Genomic DNA, 18169 nt, shown 5'->3' on the forward strand with positions numbered 1-18169 from the left:
TCGACCTGATCTTGCTAGATCACGCCAACTGCGAGAAGAAAGCAGCGGGCAATGCCCTCAGTTTGCTGTTTCGCTACCCGGCCAACGGGCGGCTGGTGGAAGCCCTTTCACCACTGGCGCGGGAGGAGCTGCAGCACTTTGAGCGGGTTCACCGGCACCTGCAACGGCTGGGGATCCCGATCAGGCCCCTCTCGGCTGCTCCCTATGCCAGCCGCCTCAACCAGCACCTACGCCGCTCCGAGCCGGAGCATCTCTTGGATGCACTGCTAGTGGCCGCCATCATCGAGGCCCGCAGCCACGAACGCCTAGGCCTGCTGGGGATCCACGTCCCCGACCCGGAGCTGCGGCAGTTTTACCTCTGGCTGGCGGCGGCTGAAGAGCGGCACTGGCAGTTGTATTTGGATCTGGCGCTAGAACAGTTCCCCGCCGAGCCGGTGCAGGAGCGGCTGGACGCTTTGCTGCAGGTGGAAGCCGAGATCCTCTCCACCCTTCACCCCGAGCCTCGTGTCCACAGCTAACCTCTCCCCTTCCCATGCAACCCCATGTTCCAGGCAACGCGGCGGTGGCTGGCCCTCTGGTACACGGTGGTAACGGGGGTGTTTTTGTTGCTGTTTGCCGGCAGCTTCTACTGGTATGTGCAGTCAACCCTGATTGAGCGGGTGGACGACACGCTGGGCCATGTGGTGGAAATTGTCGAGCGCTCCCTGGTGGTGGACGAGAGCCTCTTGGACCCGCAGCAGGCCCGCCACAGCTTGGAAGCCAGCTTTCGGGATGATCCCAGCACCCTAGCAGACGACCACATCGACCTGGAGTGGTTTGATCCCCAGGGATCCCTCATCTGGTCCACCGTGCCCGGCGGCATCCCTGCCCCCCTGCTGACGGAGGGATCCCTGCACACCGCCCGCATCGCACCTGGGTATTGGCTGCGCCAGTTCACCGAGCCGATCCTGGCCAGTGGGAAGCTGCTGGGGTATTTGCGGGTCAGCCACCCCTGGTTTGAGGTGAGCAAGCCGACACGCCAGCTCATTCGGGATCTCAGCCTCTGGGTAGCGGCCAGTTTGGCCTGTGTAGGAGGAATCGGCTGGCTGCTCTCCGGTTTGGCCATGCAGCCCATCCGCCAGTCTTACCAGCAGCTCAAGCAATTTACCGCCGATGCCTCCCACGAGCTGCGCAGCCCCTTGGCCAGCATCCAGACCACGGTACAGGTGGCTTTGGCAGACTCCCAATTGGATGCCGACACCCGCCAGCGCTGGCAGATGGTGGAGCGGCTGTGCCTGCGGCTGGGCCGGCTGGTGGACGACCTGCTGTTTCTGGCCCGCCACGACAGCGGCATGGTGCCTTTCCAGCCCCGCTGCTGTGCCCTGGATGCTCTGCTGCTGCAGGTGGTGGAAGAGTTGCAGGGCTTGGCCAACCAGAAAGGGATCCGTCTAAAGCTGGATATGGCCGCCCCCCCAGAGGAGACGGGAGGGGATCCCTTTGCCTTTTGGGGAGATGAAGAGCAACTGGCCCGCCTGTTCACCAACCTAATCGAAAACGCCCTTCTCCACACCCCCCCCGGCGGCGAGGTGCAGGTGCGGCTAAAACAGCGGCTGCGCTCCGGATCCCCAGAACTGGTGCTGCAGGTGCAAGATACCGGGCCGGGGATCCCACCCCAGGCACTGCCCCACCTGTTCGACCGTTTCTACCGGGTGGATCCGGCCCGCAGCGGGGATCCCAATCGGCGGTCGGGCTCAGGTTTGGGGCTGGCCATTGTCAAAAGCATTACCGAGCAGCACCGGGGACAGGTGCGGGTTGAGAGCAAGGTGGGGCAGGGATCCACCTTTGAGGTGATTTTGCCCCAGCGACGATTGGAAACTTGCACTCCAGAAACTGTCTAAAGGTGCTCTAGAAAACAGACAATTCTTGGACAGTATGTTAAATTCAGGATAAAGTTCAGTCTACTCTTTACTGCAAACATCCTGGCTTAATAGCCTTACTTTTGAGCTGAGGCTCCTTTTCTGACTTTCCGTCATTTTCTGTTTCCGGATTTCAGAATTTCTCTTTAAAAGCAAAGTCAGGACTAAGATAGATGAGGCGGAACTGGATCCCAGCCTCTGCTTTCTCTTGCAAGTTGCCGGCAGGGTAGTAAGCCGACTGCTTGAGTATGTCTGTTTACCGGCAAGTCCGGAGAAGTTCCTCTCCCCCTCCTCCAAAAACTTCCAAAAAAATGTATCGTTTCCAAGTTCGCGCCACCACTCAGCCCGGTGATCGAATTGCCCTGGTGGGATCCAGCCCTCGCTTGGGTGCGTGGGATCCGAGCCGCTGTGTTTGGCTGCAGACGGATCCCGCTTGTTATCCGCTCTGGTGGGTGGAGTTGCCATTAGGCCCGGCAGATGGCACTTCTGGCCCCCTATCCTCCGGGGAGTGGCCTCAAGAGACCCCTCGAGTGGAGTACCGATATCTGCGCGTTCAGGCCGATGGCGAAGTTATTTGGGAAGCTGCCGATAGGAATCGCTGGGTGCCGCTTGAGCCTCAGCCTTTGCCATCAGTTTTGATCGTGGAAGATGGCGAGTTTGGCCGGATCCCTTCCTGTCCTTACGGCTATTTTGCCACCCCTATTCTTGAGCCTGAGCCTGAAGATTTGCCGGGACTGAAGATAGTTGTTTTGGGTAGCTCCGTTGCCCTGGGGTGCAGCGCCTGGCTATTGCGAGGTTGGGCCTGGCTGTTGCAGAAAGCCTTGCGGGAGCGCTACGGCCATCGGGTGCGTAATCTCTCGGAATTGGGGGCTACGGTCAGCCGAACGCTGGCACGGTTTGATCAAGTTGTCGTTCCCGAACAACCGGACGTGGTAATTGTGGCCTTGTCGTTGGGAAATGAGGGCTTGGCCACGGCTCTGCCGGAGCATCGACGTGCCGTCCAAAGGCGGTTTGAAAACGGCCTGCGACGCCTGATTGAGAAGATTCAAAATATAGGCGCTTTGCCCATCTTGGCAGGGGTCTATCCTCACGGCGACTATGGTCCAGAACAGCATCTGCTTCTGCAGGAAACTCAGCAAAAGATGCTCGGTTGGGGATGCCCTGTGTTCAATTGGCTGCCCATCCTAGACGATGGTCAGGGCCGCTGGAAGCCAGACCTTGCTTTTGACCCCGCTCACCCCAATTCCAGGGGGCATCGGGTCATGTTTGAGGCCATCGATCTCTCGCTCTTGGATCCCGGCCAAGTTCTGTCGGCTCGTGGAAAGCTGGCTCAATCCACTGCAGAACGAATCATTTTTGAAGACGGCAATGGCTTTTGGGTAGCTGCAGAAATAGGCAGAGATCAATTTCGCATCGTGAATATAACCCCCTACCCTTATACCCTTGCGCCAACTTGGCAATCTTTGCAGACTGCTTTCCAAAAATCACGCCTGCAGCCGGGACTGTATATTGGCAGAAGCGATGCAAGGATAGGAGACAAGACCCTACATTTACTTTCCATACAAGAGGACAGTTCGGTTCAAACCACCCTCTCCATTCCTGCAGATGCCGACCTCATCTTCTCCCCAATAGCTCAGTTCTTTTCCGCAGAAGCAGTAGAAACGATCTTCGAGGATGGATCGTTGACCCTTCTCAAGCTCAGTGGATCTTCAAAAGGCTCTTCTGATCCCAGGCCTCGCCTGTGCGTGATCAATCGGAGCAATCACGAGTACAACATCCACCCCATGTGGAAGGAAGTGCGGGCTGCCCTCAAAGCTTTGCCATCAGGGGTTTATGAGGATCCCCTCTATCGCGATGCTCCTTTCCGCACGTTGATGATTGGAGAAGGGGGGTTGGAAAGCCGGGTCAAGGCCGCTCCCAACTCGGTCATGCTATTGGAATACACATGCGCCTTATCTGATATTCATCGCGTTGCTGTTGTTCCCCTGGGGGATCGCTGTGCAGTGCGAATGCTGCTCTACAAGCTGGAATACGACGGGCCTGCATTTCCTTTTGATTTGACCCGCACCAGCAACCTAGCGGATGTGGCCGATATGATCCACCACGATTTTCAGGGCATGTGGGATCCCCAATACTTGCGCTACAGCCCTGCAGATCGCCGCATTTATCACAGCAAGTGGACAAGCCTATCTTTTGGCCATGAGCTGGAAGAAGGGGAAGATCCCTTGTGGGACATGAGCCCCATCTACGAGCGGATGCGAACCCGCTACACAGCCCGCGCCAAGCGCTTTCTATATGTCTTGGAAAAGGCGGACAAGATCTTGTTTGTGCGCACAGGCGGCTGTCAGCGGGGCGCAGTGATCGACTTGATGGATAAATTGTCGGCCAAGCGCAAGGGCAAACCCTTTCTGCTCCTCATCATTTCCCCCCAGTCTTCGGATGAGTTTGCCGGGATCCCCAATGTCATCCACTGCGATATGAAGTTCAACCCCGACCGCATGTGTGCGGATCCCGAGCATTGGCAGTACTGCACAGGGATCATGAGGGAGATCCTCCATTCTCTGGGAGTTTCCAGCCGCAATCTTTTCTGGTGTCCTCCCCAGCCATCTTAATTGTCTGAGATTCTAACCTAGAACGCGAAGCTGCCGGTAGGGGCCTGCTCCGCCTTACCTCAGTGGCGTTTGCTTCGCCTAAAAAGAGCATCAGCCCAGAGGATGAGCCTTGCTTGTAGGTTTAGCCAAATCTCATCGTTCATTTGCAATAAAAATATGACATACAAGCACAATATCAACAAAACGCACAAGTTCCCTAACCATTTGTAGGTCTGGATAATTTGGTCGGCACTCCAGCCAAAATCATCAACCAAGCGGTTCATATCCCCACCAGCATCCCCTTGGCCACCCAGCAGAGTTCCCCACGGAATTGGAGCTAGCCCTTTTTGAATGCTGTGCCATTGCCAAAAGCTTCTCCAGAGGCTGCTGGCTGCAACTCCCAAAACGACGAATCGCCAAAAGTCCCACCGCCAGCGATTTGGCAAGCGAAGATAAAAGCAGGCTATTAAGAAGGTGCTGATGTAAAACTCACCACCCACGCCGCCAAAGGTAATGAGCATTTCTTTAGTGCGATTGGGCATGAGCCAGGTCATATAAAACTGCAGCAGAGCAAGAACAATAGCCAATGGCTGCAGCCATCGGATCCGCTCCTCGCGAGCCGACTTGAAGAGCAAAGCCAATAAAAAGAGGATCCCAAAGTACACAAAGGGATCCCTTTGGGAACTGATGCTGGTCCAGCCAAACGGTAAGGGCAAAGCGCGATGCCCACTCCACCAGGCAATTGTGGCATGGCCCAGCTCGTGAATCCAAATGTGCCAAGGGAGATGTAGCACCTGCAATAGCGCAATGTTGTTTACCAGCAGGGCCACCACCACTGCAGCCGGATAGGCCCAGAGGTTGACTGTCCAGCTATCAAAAGAAAAGCGATCCCAACGCGACTGGGATCCTAGGCGCAGGCTGCGCTGCCAAAGCAACTGGGAGCCGCGGAAAGCGCGGATTTCCAATTGCTCGAGGCGTGGAATCCGCAGTTGCTTCACCATTAAAAACAGTTGAGCCGCAACCCCTGGCGGCGAGAGGCCTTGGGGCAGGGATCCCAGCAGGTGGATGTGCAGGGTGTTGTCAGCAAAATGTACTTGCGCAGGCCAGCCCCGTCGCAGCAGCTCCAGCCGAACAACTCGCACAATTGCTTGGCCGTTCCCAGCGCGGGCCAGGGCGAGGGGATCGGGGAAGGCGGGCATTGCCAGTTACTTCCCAGAGCAAGGCGGCGGCAGGACGAGGATCCTTACCCATTATCCCCAGCCTGGCAAGCACCGGCGAAATTGCGCTCCTTCTCGGGTCGCTGCTGGGGGAGGTTGGTATAGTTGAGGGCAGCAGGTGTGCTGGAGTGGATGGAGGATCATGCGGGAATTGGGCAAGCTGGGGAGAAGACGGGATCCCAAACCGTCTAGGCAGAGCGCCCTGTGGGGAGCGACGCTGCTACTGGCTTTAGCCGGGGCAGGTTTGTTTTCCCCCTTGCCTGTTCAAGCGCAGCCAACCCCTGTTCCTGGTCTGTCTCGCATTGACCGTTGGCACTACGACCCACAGCGGGGGTGGCTAGAGGTCAACACCGAGGGAGAGGTGCGGCCTTTTGTGTTTGTGCTGCAAAACCCTCCTAGGGTGGTGCTGGATTTTCCCAACACCCTTTTTGGACGGGAGCCCCAAACCCAGACCTTTCCAGGACGGGTTACTTCGTTGGAGATCAGGCAGCTCACCCCAACCATCACTCGCTTTGTGCTGCACCTGCAGCCGGATCAGCCCCTTAGCCTCGACCAACTGCAACTGCTCACTGCCAGCCCCTCCCGCTGGGCTGTCCAATTCCTTCAGGCTGGCCAACCCTCGCCCACCGCACCGCTTTTTCCCTCGGCGCCTGGCCCCAGGGATCCCATCTCACCGTCCCCACCGCTGCCCCGCCGCCCCGATGCCGGGCTACCTCCCCCACCTGCCCGTTCCGGCCATCAGATCTTGGCCATCTCCCCTCAGGCGGAAGGCTTCTTCATCCGCACCCAGGGCAGCCCTTCCACCACGGTGCGGCGCATCCTGGATCCGGATCGGGTGGTGGTGGATTTTCTCAACACCACCCTTAGCCCTGCCCTCACCCAGCGGATCTATACTGTCAACCGCCTGGGGGTTTTGCGGCTACGGGTGGGGCAATTCGAGCCCACCATTGCCCGCGTGGTGTTGGATGTGGATCCTTCCAGTGGGGATTGGGAGGCCCGCTACGACCCGCAGCAGGGAGGAATCTGGATCCAGCCTGCTGGCGGTGCTGCCCAGGCCAGCCTTCTGCCTGATGTCAGCCCAACCGAGGCCCAAGGGCCGCTGGCTACCTTACGCTCTGTGGAGCTGCGGGGGAATCAGCTCATCATTAGCGCCGATGGGTTCATGTTCTACCGGGCCGGCTGGGATCCCGAAAGCGGTGGCTACCGCATCAACGTGGCCCCGGCACGCCTGCCCGAGTCCTTGCCGGATCCCGGCTTGCCGGTCGGGGGACCGGTGCAGCGGATCCGCTTTGTGCAGGAAGATGCCCGCACGGTCAGCATTCTGGTGCAACCTGCCGAAGAGTTCAATGTCTTTGAGCCCAACCCTGGCCAGGGATCCCGACGCATCACCCTGGAGCTGCGGCCTCTCAACGCACCGCCGCCCACCCCTCAGCCGCCGGCGCCTGCCCAAGCTTCCCCTCCTCCCCCCCTGGGCCGGACGGTCATCGCCATCGATCCGGGACACGGCGGACGGGATCCCGGCGCCATCGGGGTAGGTGGGATCCAGGAAAAAGACATTGTGCTCTCCGTTTCCCACCAGGTTCGGCAATTGTTGCAGGAGCGGGGGTATACGGTGGTGATGACGCGCACCGATGACCGCGAGGTGTTGCTGCAGCCGCGGGTGGATAGGGCCGTGCAGGCCAACGCCACTCTGCTGGTGAGCATCCACGCCAATGCTCTGGAGCGCTCCAGTGTTCACGGCATCGAGACCTATTACCTGCGGCCCGACAGCGCCGAGCTGGCCACCATCCTGCACCGCAGCCTGGTGCAAGCCACCGGTGCTGCAGATCGGGGGGTGAGGCGGGGCCGCTTTTTTGTGGTGCGGGGAACGCCCGTGGGCATGCCCTCAGTGCTGCTGGAGCTGGGGTATGTTACCAACCCCACTGAGGGGCGGAAACTGGCTGCCCCCGAATACCAGGCCATCTTGGCGCGGGCCATTGCCGATGGCATCGAGACCTTCTTGCGCAAGCGCTAGAAAGGGCAGGAAAGGGGTCGCCGCGCCCAGGCTAGGATACAGCAGCTTCAGCCAAGGTGTTGAGGAGAAGGGAGCATGCGTTGGGAGTGGGGCTCAGATCCGGATCCCAGTTGGCCAATTGGGGTGTTTGACAGTGGCTTGGGCGGGTTGACAGTTTGGCGGGCCTTGCGCCGTCGCTTGCCCCAGGAACGCCTTCTCTACTTTGCCGACACGGCCCGGCTGCCCTACGGGGATCGTTCCCCGGAGGAGATCTTGACCTTTGTGCGGCAGATCCTCCGCTGGATGCAGGCGCAGCCGGTGAAAGTGGTGGTGATGGCCTGCAACACCAGCTCGGCGCTGGCTTTGGAGCAAGTGCAGCGGGAGTTTGCCCTGCCCATCCTTGGCCTCATCCTGCCCGGCGCCCAGGCAGCCTTGGCCCAGGGATCCCGCATTGGGGTCATTGCCACGGCGGCCACGGTCAAAAGCCGCGCCTACTCCAAGGCTATTCAAGAGTACAGCGCCCTGGATCCCAAGCGCTCTCCCCAGACTGTCCAGTGCTGGGAGCAGGCCTGCCCGGAGTTCGTCCCCCTCATCGAAGCCGGCCAGTCGGACGGCCCCGAGCTGCGCCAAGCCGCCGAACGCTACTTGCAGCCGCTCCTGCAGCGGGGGATCGACACCCTTGTCTACGGCTGCACCCATTACCCACTGCTGGATCCTCTCCTGAAGTCCTTGCTGCCCTCTTCGGTCAGACGGGTGGATCCCGGCGTGGCACTGGTGGGATCCCTGGCCCGCGAACTCAGCCTCTGGGGCCTGCGCCGACCCTCAACTGTGCCCCAGGCAGAACCTCACCGCTTCTACGTGAGTGGGGATCCGGAGCGGTTTGCCCAGTTGGCCAGCCCTTGGTTGGGCTTTCGGCCACAGGTGGAACGGGTGGAGTGGCCGGCCTTGGATGTCAACAACTCCCGCCGGCCCTGAGCGAGCCCTGAGATCCCAGTCCAACTGGAACTTCAACACAAGCCCACAGCCTATCTATGCCATCGGATCACTTGGGTCAAGGGGTTGGGGCTGAGAAGATTTGGCATACACCCACTCGAGGTAGAACACCCCATGTCGGGGTAGGATTCTGAGTTCGTTGATGTCTTCCCACTGCAAATGGGTAGGGAACTGCACCCAGAAAGCGTCTAGGCCAAACCACGCCTTGACTTGCTTGCCCACTCTAACCGGCCCTTCTTGGAACTTTGGCCATTGCTTGGGGTAGGCTACGGGAAACAGTCCAGCCTTGCGGTACTGTGGCAACCTGGGCTTTGCGTCCGGCTGCGCTTGCAAAAGCGACTTGAAGCTCGTTAGTGCTTCTGCTGCCGATTTGCAGGTCTGCTGTGCAGAGGAGACATGCATCGCCGCAAAGGGCTTGTTCTTGGTTCTCACCCTCTCTCTGCAGAGCTGGGCGTAGCTTACCAGTCGCTTGGTCTTGAAAGAGACTTGGCGAGCATAGTACAGAGCGCAGTTGTAGACCTTGTTGGACTGCTGGCAGAGGTACTCCAGTAGGGCTACTGGCTTCCTGTCCTGAATCAGAACCTGTTGACAGCCGTAGTCCATGGTTGCTGAGTGGTGAGCCAAAACTAGAGTAACGACCCGCATCGTTGGTGAGCCGCTAAAGCTGCTCGAAGGCTTTTCCGCCCCGCCCTACTCGCGTCAGCGGCGCGGAGCGCTGAGTACAGGGCTACCCAGCTACTCTGCTGTGTGCATCTGGGATGCGAGTCGGCTTCAGGAGAAGCCCTGCTGCCGCTTGCGGCTGTCCCGGCGGATCCCCTTGAGCTTCCTGGCACAGCCGACCTTAAAGACAGCAGAGGCCGGCCAGCCACCCATCAACTTACCTTGAAATGAGTAGACAGCTCTGGTAAGCTCGAGGCGGGATTTTGCCTGATTGTCAAGGTTGGGATCCCTCCTAACGAGTCCAGGAGAAACCGACATGGCGGCACGGGTAGGTATCAACGGTTTTGGCCGCATTGGGCGTTTGGTGCTGCGGGCGGCTTGGGGTTGGCCGGAGCTGGAGTTTGCCCACATCAACGAGATCAAAGGTGGGCCTGCCACTGCGGCTCACCTGCTCAAGTTCGACTCGGTGCAGGGCCGCTGGAACATCGACATCGAGGCCTCTGAGCAACGGCTGCGCATCCAAGACAAAACCCTTACCTTCAGTGAATTTAAATCTCCTGGCGAAGTGCCCTGGGCCGATTTGGGGATTGACCTGGTGCTGGAGTGCTCGGGCAAATTCGTTAAGGCGGCAGAGCTGGACGCCTACTTCAAGGCGGGGGTGCGCAAGGTCATTGTGGCTGCCCCTGTCCAGGATGAAGAGGCCCTCAACATCGTCATGGGCATCAACGACCACCTCTACGATCCGGCTCGCCACCACCTGCTTACTGCCGCCTCCTGCACCACCAACTGCCTAGCTCCCTTGGTCAAAGTGATCCACGAAGGGATCGGCATCCTGCACGGGGTCATCACCACCGTCCACGACGTCACCAACACCCAAAGTATGGTGGATGCTCCCCACAAAGACCTGCGGCGGGCTCGCTCGGCTCTGCTGTCTTTGGTGCCCACCACCACCGGCTCGGCTAAGGCCATTGGCCTCATCTATCCTGAGCTCAACGGCAAGCTCAACGGCCTTGCGGTGCGCGTGCCCCTGCTGAATGCCTCTTTGACCGACGCTGTGTTCGAAGTGAGGCGGCCCACCACCGTGGAAGAAGTCAATCACCTCTTGAAGACTGCAGCCGAGGGGGAACTCAAGGGCATCCTCGGCTATGAGGAGCTGCCCCTCGTCTCGGTGGATTTCAAGGGGGATCCCCGCTCCAGCATTGTGGATGCGCCCTCGACCATGGTGGTAGATGGCACCCAGGTGAAGATCCTGGCTTGGTACGACAACGAATGGGGCTACGCCAACCGCATGGCGGAATTGGCCCGCAAAGTGGCTCTCAGTTTATAGAAGCATCCCCCCCTTGGAGACCTGCCCATGACTTCTGTCTCAAGTGCCCAAGCTGCCGCAGTGCGCAACTATGCCCTAGTAACCGCCGCCTACTGGGGATTTACCATCACTGACGGCGCCATCCGCATGTTGGTGCTGCTCCACTTCCACAAGTTGGGCTTCACCCCCATTCAAATTGCCATGTTGTTCCTCTTCTACGAGATCTTCGGGGTGATCACCAACTTCCTGGGCGGCTGGATTGGATCCCTGTTTGGCCTGCGGCTCACCCTCTACGGAGGCATCGCCATCCAGATCTTCGGCCTGGTGATGCTGGGGGTGATCAACCTGCAGTGGCCAGTCTGGGGCCAGGTGGCCTACGTGATGACGGCCCAGGCCCTGGCCGGGATCGCCAAGGATCTCACCAAGATGAGCTCCAAAAGCGCCATCCGGCTGGTGGTGCCCAAGGAGGCCGAATCCCGCCTCTTCCGCTGGGTGGCCATGCTGACGGGATCCAAAAACGCCCTCAAGGGGGCGGGGTTCTTTGTGGGGGCGGCCCTGCTGCAGATCTTCACCGAGATCTACGGGGATCCCCTGGGCTTCCGCATGGCCAATTTTGTCCAGGCGGGGGCGCTAGCTTTGATCTTCTCTTCGGGGGTGCTACTGCCGGCGGATATGGGCAAGGTTAAGGCGAAGATCCCCTTCAAGCGGCTGTTTTCCAAAAGCCGTGAGATTAACCTCCTCTCAGCAGCCCGCTTTTTCCTGTTCGGGTCGCGGGATGTGTGGTTTGTGGTGGCCCTGCCGGTGTTTCTCTACGACGAGCTGGGCTGGAGCTTTATGCAGGTGGGCAGCTACATGGCCATCTGGGTCATTGGCTATGGGATCATCCAGTTCCTAGCACCCCAACTCCTGGGAGGAGGTCGCCCGGGTCGCGCTCCCAAGGCCCGAACCATTCAAATCTGGACATTTACCTTGACAGCAGTGCCGGCAATCATTGCCACCGCCTTTATGGCTGGCCTGCCGCCGGAATGGGTAGTTACTGGTGGCCTTATCCTCTTTGGGATTGTCTTTGCCTTCAACTCGGCGGTGCACTCCTACCTGGTGTTGGCCTACACGGAAGATGACGATGTTGCCCTCAACGTGGGCTTTTACTACATGGCCAATTCCGGTGGGCGCCTGCTGGGGACGGTGACCTCCGGGATCCTCTTCCAGCTTTATGGCTTGGTGGGCTGCCTCTGGTTTTCCACCCTGTTGATTTTGATGGCAGGGCTGTTCTCGCTGAAATTGCCGGATCCCAGCAAAACTCCGGTGGAGTGGGTGGTTAAGCCGGGGGATTGAGGCTTGCCGGAAGGGGGATCCCTCACTCAAGCAGGGCTAGGTTATCCCGATGGACGGCGGTATCCACCCCTTCGTAGCCCAAGATGTAGGGGATCTCGGCAGTTTTTTTGCCCTTGATGCGCCGCAGTTCCTCGGCGCTGTAGTTGACTAGGCCCCTGCCTACCTCGCGTCCGCTGGGATCACACAGGCGCACGGCAGCTCCTGCCTCAAAGTCGCCGGAAACCTCTACGATCCCTGCCGGCAGCAGGGATCGCCCTTGCTCACAGACTGCCCGCACTGCCCCCTCGTCCAGGGTGAGGGATCCCTCGGGGATAAGGCCGTAGGCAATCCACCGCTTGCGGGCGCTAACAGGCTGGGGAGCTGGGTCGAAGCGGGTGCCAATGGGCTCGCCAGCCAAGATGGCCGGGATCTGGTCGGGCCGCTTGCCGTTGGTGATTACCACCGTCACGCCAGCAGAGGTGGCAATTTGAGCGGCAGTAAGCTTGGTGGCCATGCCGCCCGTGCCCCAGCCACTTTTGCCTTGGGCTTCGGCCTTGACCCGCAAAGGCATCCCGTGCTCCACCCGCTCGATGGGCTCGGCGGAGGGATCGCGGTGGGGATCGGCTGAGTAGAGCCTGTCTACGTCGGTGAGGAGGATTAGCCACTTGGCCTGCACCATGCTGGCTACCAAGGCTGAGAGGGAATCGTTGTCGCCAAACTTCAGCTCCTCCACCGCCACGGTATCGTTTTCATTAACAATGGGGATAACTCCCATCTGCAGCAGTTGGGTAAAAGTGCGATTGGCGTTCACGTAGCGGCTGCGCTCCACGAAGTCGCCGCGGGTGAGCAGCACCTGAGCAATGGGTTGGTTGAGGGCAGAGAAGAGATCATCGTACAGGCGGATCAGCCGCCCCTGGCCCACCGCCGCCACCGCCTGTTTTTCTGCAATCGCTGTTGGCCGTTGGCGCAAGCCCAGGCGGGCACAGCCCACTCCCACCGCTCCGGAGGAGACCAGGATTACCGCATAGCCCTGGCTGCGCAGCCGCGTCAGCACCTCCACCAGCGGCCCCAGCACAGAAAGGCGCAGCGAGCCCGTCTGCATGTCTGTCAAGCTGGAGGTGCCGATCTTCACCACCACTGTTCCCTCTGTTGCTGCCATCTTCTTGTTCGATCCACTTGCTCGACCTAGCCAGGGTTCGCCATCCGTATCCCACCATAGCGGAACCAGGGCCCTTGCTTGCCCTCGGAGTCGCTGCAGGGGACAATAGGAGAAGGAATAAGTCTGTCTCAAGGTCTCTCTTTCTCTGGCTGTGAATCCTGTTCGTACCCTCTCCGCCACCAAAGCGGCCTTTTTCAGCGCCTACCCTCGCCCGATCAACGCCGCCTACCGGCGGGTGGGGGAGGAGTTGCTGGTGGAGCTGCACCTGACCACCGTCAACAGCGCCTTCGTCTACGATCCCTTTTTTGCCCTAGGTCTGGTTACCCTCTATGACAGGCTGATGGAAGCCTACCACCCCCCAGAGCAGCGCGAGGCCATCTTCAACGCCCTCTGCAAGGCGCTGCACCTGAAGCCGGAGGTGTTGCGCAAGAACGCCCGCGACCTGCTGGAGTTGGTGCGCAGCGGGGATCCTGTCCAGCGATACAACCTGCTCTGTCTCAAGCCAGAGGCGGAGGATGTGGGCGGGCTGAAGGCCATTTTGCAGCGTATGACCCAGTCCCCGTACGCCTACAGCCGGGTTCTGGCGGTTGGTCTCTACACTGCCTACGAAGCGGTGGCTACCTCGCTCTACAAGGAGCCGGAAGAGCGCACCCGCCACTTTCTGGAGGATGTGATCAGCAACTTGCCCTTCTCGCCGGAGCGAGTCAAAAAAGATCTGGAGCTCTACCGCAGCAGCTTGGATCGCCTGAAGCAGGCGCGGGCCATCGTCGAGGAGATGGTTAAAGCAGCCCGGCGCCAACAGGAGCGCCGCCAATCCACCGCCTCACTGCCCGGGACTTCCGTCGCCGATCCCCAAGAGCCCGGCAGCTAAGCCCTCCTAAGCCAAGTACTGGGCCCACCTGTCCACCACCTCAGGCGAGCCGTACCAGCGCCGCCCGCCGCGACCGGAGTGGTGACAGTCGGGAATGGTGAGGTTGATGGCCCCTGCCAGATGGGCAGCCTCGAGGGGGGTGATGCCATCTCCCCACAGCTCCCCCTGGCCGGCGGTAAGCCGGTAGCTGTTGTAGGCCAGCCAAGCCAGGTAATGCTCCTGCCGCCACAGGGATCCCAGGCCCAGGCGGCGCCCTTGAATGGCCTTGCCGGCCACACAGACGTACTTGACCTGCGGCCAGAAGGCCCCTGGGTAGTGGGTGTTGACGAAGTCCAGGTTACGCCTTGTCCAGCGTTCCCGGCTGGTGTGAGGGGATCCCAAGCTAATGAGAGTGGCAACGTGCTCTCGCCCTTGCCACACCTGCCCCCCGTAGGGCACGGATCCCAGGTAGATGCGGGCAATCCAGCCGCCAGCGGAGTGGGCCACCAAGTTAACCTGGTCAACTGCAAACTCGGCCTGGGTGCGTTGGATAGTGGCCTGGAGGGCCCGCAAGATGGGGGTGACGGGCCTTCCCCCCAGCGTGGGAAACCAACTGTACACCTGCAAGGGCACCACCCGGGCCGCATAGCCGCGGGCCTCCAGCTCCTGACGCAAAGGCTCGTACTCTGAGGCACCTGCCAAGTAGCCGGGCAAGATCACCGTGGGCAGAGCAGCCATGGGCTAGCGCGGGTACCAAAACATGCCCTTGATCCCCTCCGGGTCAGGTGTAAAGCCCAGCCGCTCGTAGAAGCTGACCACCCCCTGGTCGGCGAAAAGGGTGATGTTGCTGATGTCCTGGGCGCGCAACTCCTGGATTACCTTTTCCATCAGCCGCTTCCCCAGCCCTCGGCCCTGAAACTCAGGATGCACCACTACATCCCAGATGGTGGCATTGAAGGCATGGTCAGAGGTGGCGCGGGCAAAGCCGATGAGGCGACGGTAGCTGCCCCGCTGCTGCCACATCGACACCACCAAAAAACTATGTTGCAGGGCTTTCCTAACCTTGTGGATAGGGCGACGCGACCACCCTACTGCATCGCAAAGTTCCTCCAGCTCATACAGATCCAGGTTGGGATCCAGGCTAAAGACAATGGTTTCTCCTCCCACCGCCACTGTCTCCTGGCGAGGAGGGGGTGTGGCCGTTTGTGTTGACGCTTTGGTGGCAGCGGTCCCTGCTGAGCCAAACAGGCCTTTCCAAAAACTCATTGGAATTGCAGTGGGGCAAAAGCCCACTTTTGTGAGCATGTCCTCAGTATAGCTGGGATCGGCAGCAGAAGCGGCCCGTCTGCTCAGCGGCTGCCGTGCCGGCTTGGAAGAGACCCATAGGGAGACTTATAATCCAGTCTGGCCAGCGAGAACGTCCTATGGCTCTCCCCGGCACCGGCACCCTCGTCAACGCCCTTGCCATCCTCTTGGGCAGTGGCCTTGGCTGGGTGCTGGGCCGCCGTTTGCCAGAGCGCATGAGCCAAACCCTGCTACAAGCTATGGGATCCCTGGTGTTGGTCTTGGGGATCCAGATGGCCCTTACCCTCAGCAGCGCTGCCCAAGCGGTAACGGTTTTGCTGGCCCTGATCGGGGGGGCTTTGCTGGGGGAGGGGATCGACCTCGAGGCTGCCTTTGAGCGGCTGGGACAGGCCCTGGAAAAGCAGATCAGTCGCTGGCTAGGCCCCAGCCCTATTGCTCGCGCCTTTGTGACCACCACCCTCCTGTTTGTGGTCGGCCCCATGACCCTGCTGGGCGCCATTGAGGATGGCTTGGGGGATCCCTCGCTGCTTTTGGTCAAAGCTGCCTTGGATGGCATTGCCACCCTAGCTTTTACCGCCAGCCTGGGCTGGGGCACGCTGTTTTCCGCCCTGCCGGTGCTCTTGGTTCAGGGGGGCGTGGCCCTGCTGGCCCACCAACTGCAGCCGCTGTTGCGCCCAGACCTGCTTGCCGCCTTGGAAGCGACCGGGGGGCTCCTCATCCTGGGTATTGGCATTAACCTACTGGGCCTGGCTCGCCTGCGGGTGGCCAACTTGCTGCCGGCTTTGGTCATTGTGGAACTGCTGGTGGGATTTTTCCCCCTCTGGGATCTCAACCTCTAGGGGACTGGTGGGGAAGCTGGGGGCTGGCAGCGGCAAAGGTGGCGTCGTTGATCACCCGGGGCAGCAGCCTATCTCGGGGCACCCACCTACAGCTCAACTTTTGCCAAAGCTTCTTCCGGCCCCACCAGGGCAATAGCTGGGTTGACCAGGTAGGTTTTTGCAGCCTGCTGGAGATGGGCAGGGGTAAGCTGCCTCACCCTCTGCAAATACTGCTGGTCGAACTCCATGCCCAACCCCAAAATCTCGTACCAGCCGGCCAGTTGCGCCACTTGGGCGTTGGTCTGTTTGCTAAGGGCATATTGGCCCAAAAGCTTGCGCTGGGCCATCTCCACTTCCTCGCTACTCAGGAGGGTGTCGTGGAGGCGCTGGATCTCTGCTTGCAGGCGCTCCAGCGCCACGGGAGTGTTCTCTGCTGCCGTGCCCAGGTAAGCCACAAAAGGGGCGGGATCCCGACGGGTGGCAAAGAAGGCGGAGACCTCGTAGGCCAAGCCGCCGCGCTCCCGCAGCTCGACAAAAAGACGGCTGGACAGGCCGCTGCCCAGGTAGGTGGCCAGTAGCTTCAGGGCGGGATAATCCGCAGAAGAGGCAGGGGAGCCGCGAAAGCCAAGCACGATTGTCGTCTGCTGGGTGGGTTGGGAGAGCTTTCGCAGTTGCGGCTTCTCCAAGGGGGGCAGAGGCAGAGTGGGATCGGGGGCAGGGGGGCCAGCGCTCACCCAATCTCCCAGGACAGCTTCCACTTGGGCTGCCATCGTCTCCGGTGGCTCTGGGCCGATTACCGCCATCACCATTCCCTCCGGGCGGCAGTAGGTGCTGTGGTAGGCCAGCAAATCCTCGCGGGTCAGGGATCCCACCGTCTCCAGTCGTCCCAACCCCGGCAGGGCGTAGGGGTGATCCCCATAGAGAGCCTGCCGCACCTGATCCCAGGCCAGGTTAAAGGGCCGTTCCTGCTGGGCGCGAATGGCCTGCAGCATCAGCTCCCGCTCCCGCGCCACCTCCGCCTCGGGAAAGCTGGGATCCCGGAGGATCTCCGCCAGCAACTGCAACAGCTCCGGAAAGTCCTCCGATACACAGCGCAGGCCAACCTCGAAATGATCAGCAGCGCTGTCTACAGAAAGGGAAGCTCCCAACGATTCCACCCAAGCGGCAATAGCTTGGGAGCTGCGCTGCCGAGTGCCCTTGGTGAGGACAGCGGCCAGCAGGTGGCTCAAGCCCGCCTGCTGCGGTTGCTCTACCCGGCTGCCGCCACGAAAAAAACAGTGGGCGGCCAGGATCTCCACCATCGGGTTCTGGCCCAACAGCAGCGTGATACCGTTGGCCAGGTGGAGGCGCTGCAGCCGGCCACGCTGGGAGGTGGGCAGGGTGGGGTGCATCACAGCTTGAGGATCACTAGCGGCAGGCCAGTTGGAGCTCCGAAGCCGCGGCAGCGTCAGATGCAGCCGGCTTGAGCAGAGCGACCACGTAAGCCTCAGGAGAGAGGTACTGCTGAGCCAGCTCGCGGATTTGCGCTGGGGTAAACGCTTGCAACAGCTCCAGGTACTCCTGGAGGCGCTCCACCCCGACCAGGGTCTCGTAGTAGCCGTAGAGGCTTGCCAGTTGGCTGGGGGACTCGGCGGAGAAGAGAAGTTCGTGGGTCAGCATGCGCCGAGCGCGCTCCAGCTCCGCTTGGCCGATGCCATCCTGCTGCAACTTCTCGATCTCGTGCAGGAGGGTTGCCTCCACCCGTGCCAAATCCTCTACCTCCAGGTGGGCGCTGATGCAAAAGAGCCCCCCCTCCTTCAGCACCAGCGAAGAGCAGCCGATAGCCCTCACCCAGCCCCGCTGTTCCCGCAGCAGATGCACCAGCCGCGAAGTACGCCCATCCCCCAGCACGGCAGCCAGCAGCTCTAGGCCGCAAACTTGCTCCCAGGCGTCGAGGCTAACTGTGGGCCAGGCCAATTTTAGACGGGCCTGCTCTAGGCGGGCATGGGTGCTCTCGCGGCGCAGGATCCCCTGCGGGTGGGGCTGAGGCGGGATTGGGGGCCTTGTCCAGGCAGGGCCACTGGCGGGG

The 18169-nt window shown here is 60.6% G+C and carries 15 protein-coding genes; 9 read left to right on the top strand and 6 right to left on the bottom strand.

Annotated elements, in window-relative coordinates:
* The 3 genes from NW835_RS05635 to NW835_RS05645 all read left to right on the top strand — a co-directional run.
* Nucleotides 1-518 (top strand): tRNA-(ms[2]io[6]A)-hydroxylase (locus tag NW835_RS05635; protein WP_414414747.1); only part of this gene is annotated, 518 nt, incomplete at its 5' end.
* 24 nt (nucleotides 519-542) lie between these two features.
* Entirely contained in the window at nucleotides 543-1877 is a 1335-nt protein-coding gene (locus NW835_RS05640) for a sensor histidine kinase (protein WP_414372325.1), read from the top strand.
* A 329-nt stretch (nucleotides 1878-2206) separates the two neighbouring features.
* On the top strand, nucleotides 2207-4507 hold the full coding sequence (locus NW835_RS05645) for a DUF1796 family putative cysteine peptidase (protein WP_414414748.1): 2301 nt from the start codon (nucleotides 2207-2209) through the stop codon (nucleotides 4505-4507).
* A gap of 59 nt (nucleotides 4508-4566) precedes the next feature.
* Here the strand turns inward: NW835_RS05645 and NW835_RS05650 are convergent, their stop codons facing one another.
* Nucleotides 4567-5685: a hypothetical protein gene (locus tag NW835_RS05650; protein WP_414372321.1), complete on the bottom strand. Its 1119-nt coding sequence runs from the start codon at nucleotides 5683-5685 to the stop codon at nucleotides 4567-4569.
* Nucleotides 5686-5845: 160 nt separating this feature from the next.
* On the opposite strand from NW835_RS05650, the gene NW835_RS05655 reads away from it, so the two are divergent.
* From NW835_RS05655 to arsJ, 4 genes are all read left to right on the top strand, one after another.
* Complete coding sequence (locus NW835_RS05655; protein ID WP_414414749.1) at nucleotides 5846-7717, top strand: N-acetylmuramoyl-L-alanine amidase; 1872 nt, start codon at nucleotides 5846-5848, stop codon at nucleotides 7715-7717.
* A gap of 75 nt (nucleotides 7718-7792) precedes the next feature.
* Nucleotides 7793-8671, top strand: a complete 879-nt coding sequence (murI, locus tag NW835_RS05660; RefSeq protein ID WP_414377734.1) for a glutamate racemase — start codon at nucleotides 7793-7795, stop codon at nucleotides 8669-8671.
* A 994-nt stretch (nucleotides 8672-9665) separates the two neighbouring features.
* A complete protein-coding gene (locus NW835_RS05665; RefSeq protein ID WP_414363996.1) occupies nucleotides 9666-10676 on the top strand; it encodes an ArsJ-associated glyceraldehyde-3-phosphate dehydrogenase in 1011 nt (336 codons plus the stop codon).
* A 27-nt stretch (nucleotides 10677-10703) separates the two neighbouring features.
* Nucleotides 10704-11990: an organoarsenical effux MFS transporter ArsJ gene (arsJ, locus tag NW835_RS05670; protein WP_414414750.1), complete on the top strand. Its 1287-nt coding sequence runs from the start codon at nucleotides 10704-10706 to the stop codon at nucleotides 11988-11990.
* Between the two features lie 22 nt (nucleotides 11991-12012).
* Here arsJ and proB read toward each other — a convergent pair whose 3' ends face one another.
* Nucleotides 12013-13128: a glutamate 5-kinase gene (proB, locus tag NW835_RS05675; protein WP_414414751.1), complete on the bottom strand. Its 1116-nt coding sequence runs from the start codon at nucleotides 13126-13128 to the stop codon at nucleotides 12013-12015.
* A 151-nt stretch (nucleotides 13129-13279) separates the two neighbouring features.
* Here proB and psb29 point away from each other — a divergent pair, with 151 nt between their 5' ends.
* Nucleotides 13280-13999: a photosystem II biogenesis protein Psp29 gene (gene psb29 / locus NW835_RS05680; RefSeq protein WP_414414752.1), complete on the top strand. Its 720-nt coding sequence runs from the start codon at nucleotides 13280-13282 to the stop codon at nucleotides 13997-13999.
* A gap of 6 nt (nucleotides 14000-14005) precedes the next feature.
* Here the strand turns inward: psb29 and NW835_RS05685 are convergent, their stop codons facing one another.
* A complete protein-coding gene (locus NW835_RS05685) occupies nucleotides 14006-14716 on the bottom strand; it encodes an esterase/lipase family protein (protein ID WP_414363992.1) in 711 nt (236 codons plus the stop codon).
* Nucleotides 14717-14719: 3 nt separating this feature from the next.
* The gene (locus NW835_RS05690; RefSeq protein WP_414364013.1) at nucleotides 14720-15244 is read right to left on the bottom strand and encodes a GNAT family N-acetyltransferase; all 525 of its coding nucleotides are present in this window, start codon (nucleotides 15242-15244) and stop codon (nucleotides 14720-14722) included.
* A gap of 158 nt (nucleotides 15245-15402) precedes the next feature.
* Between NW835_RS05690 and NW835_RS05695 the strand changes: the two genes are divergently transcribed.
* A complete protein-coding gene (locus NW835_RS05695) occupies nucleotides 15403-16122 on the top strand; it encodes a DUF554 domain-containing protein (RefSeq protein ID WP_414384940.1) in 720 nt (239 codons plus the stop codon).
* Between the two features lie 86 nt (nucleotides 16123-16208).
* Here NW835_RS05695 and NW835_RS05700 read toward each other — a convergent pair whose 3' ends face one another.
* Together NW835_RS05700 and NW835_RS05705 are read right to left on the bottom strand one after the other, a co-directional pair.
* The gene (locus NW835_RS05700; protein WP_414414774.1) at nucleotides 16209-17492 is read right to left on the bottom strand and encodes a M16 family metallopeptidase; all 1284 of its coding nucleotides are present in this window, start codon (nucleotides 17490-17492) and stop codon (nucleotides 16209-16211) included.
* Nucleotides 17493-17508: 16 nt separating this feature from the next.
* A partial coding sequence (locus NW835_RS05705) for a M16 family metallopeptidase (RefSeq protein WP_414414753.1) occupies nucleotides 17509-18169 on the bottom strand: 661 nt, incomplete at its 5' end.

The sequence above is a fragment of the Synechococcus sp. OH2 genome (genome assembly GCF_047462155.1).
Taxonomy (GTDB): Bacteria; Cyanobacteriota; Cyanobacteriia; order Thermostichales; family Thermostichaceae; genus Thermostichus.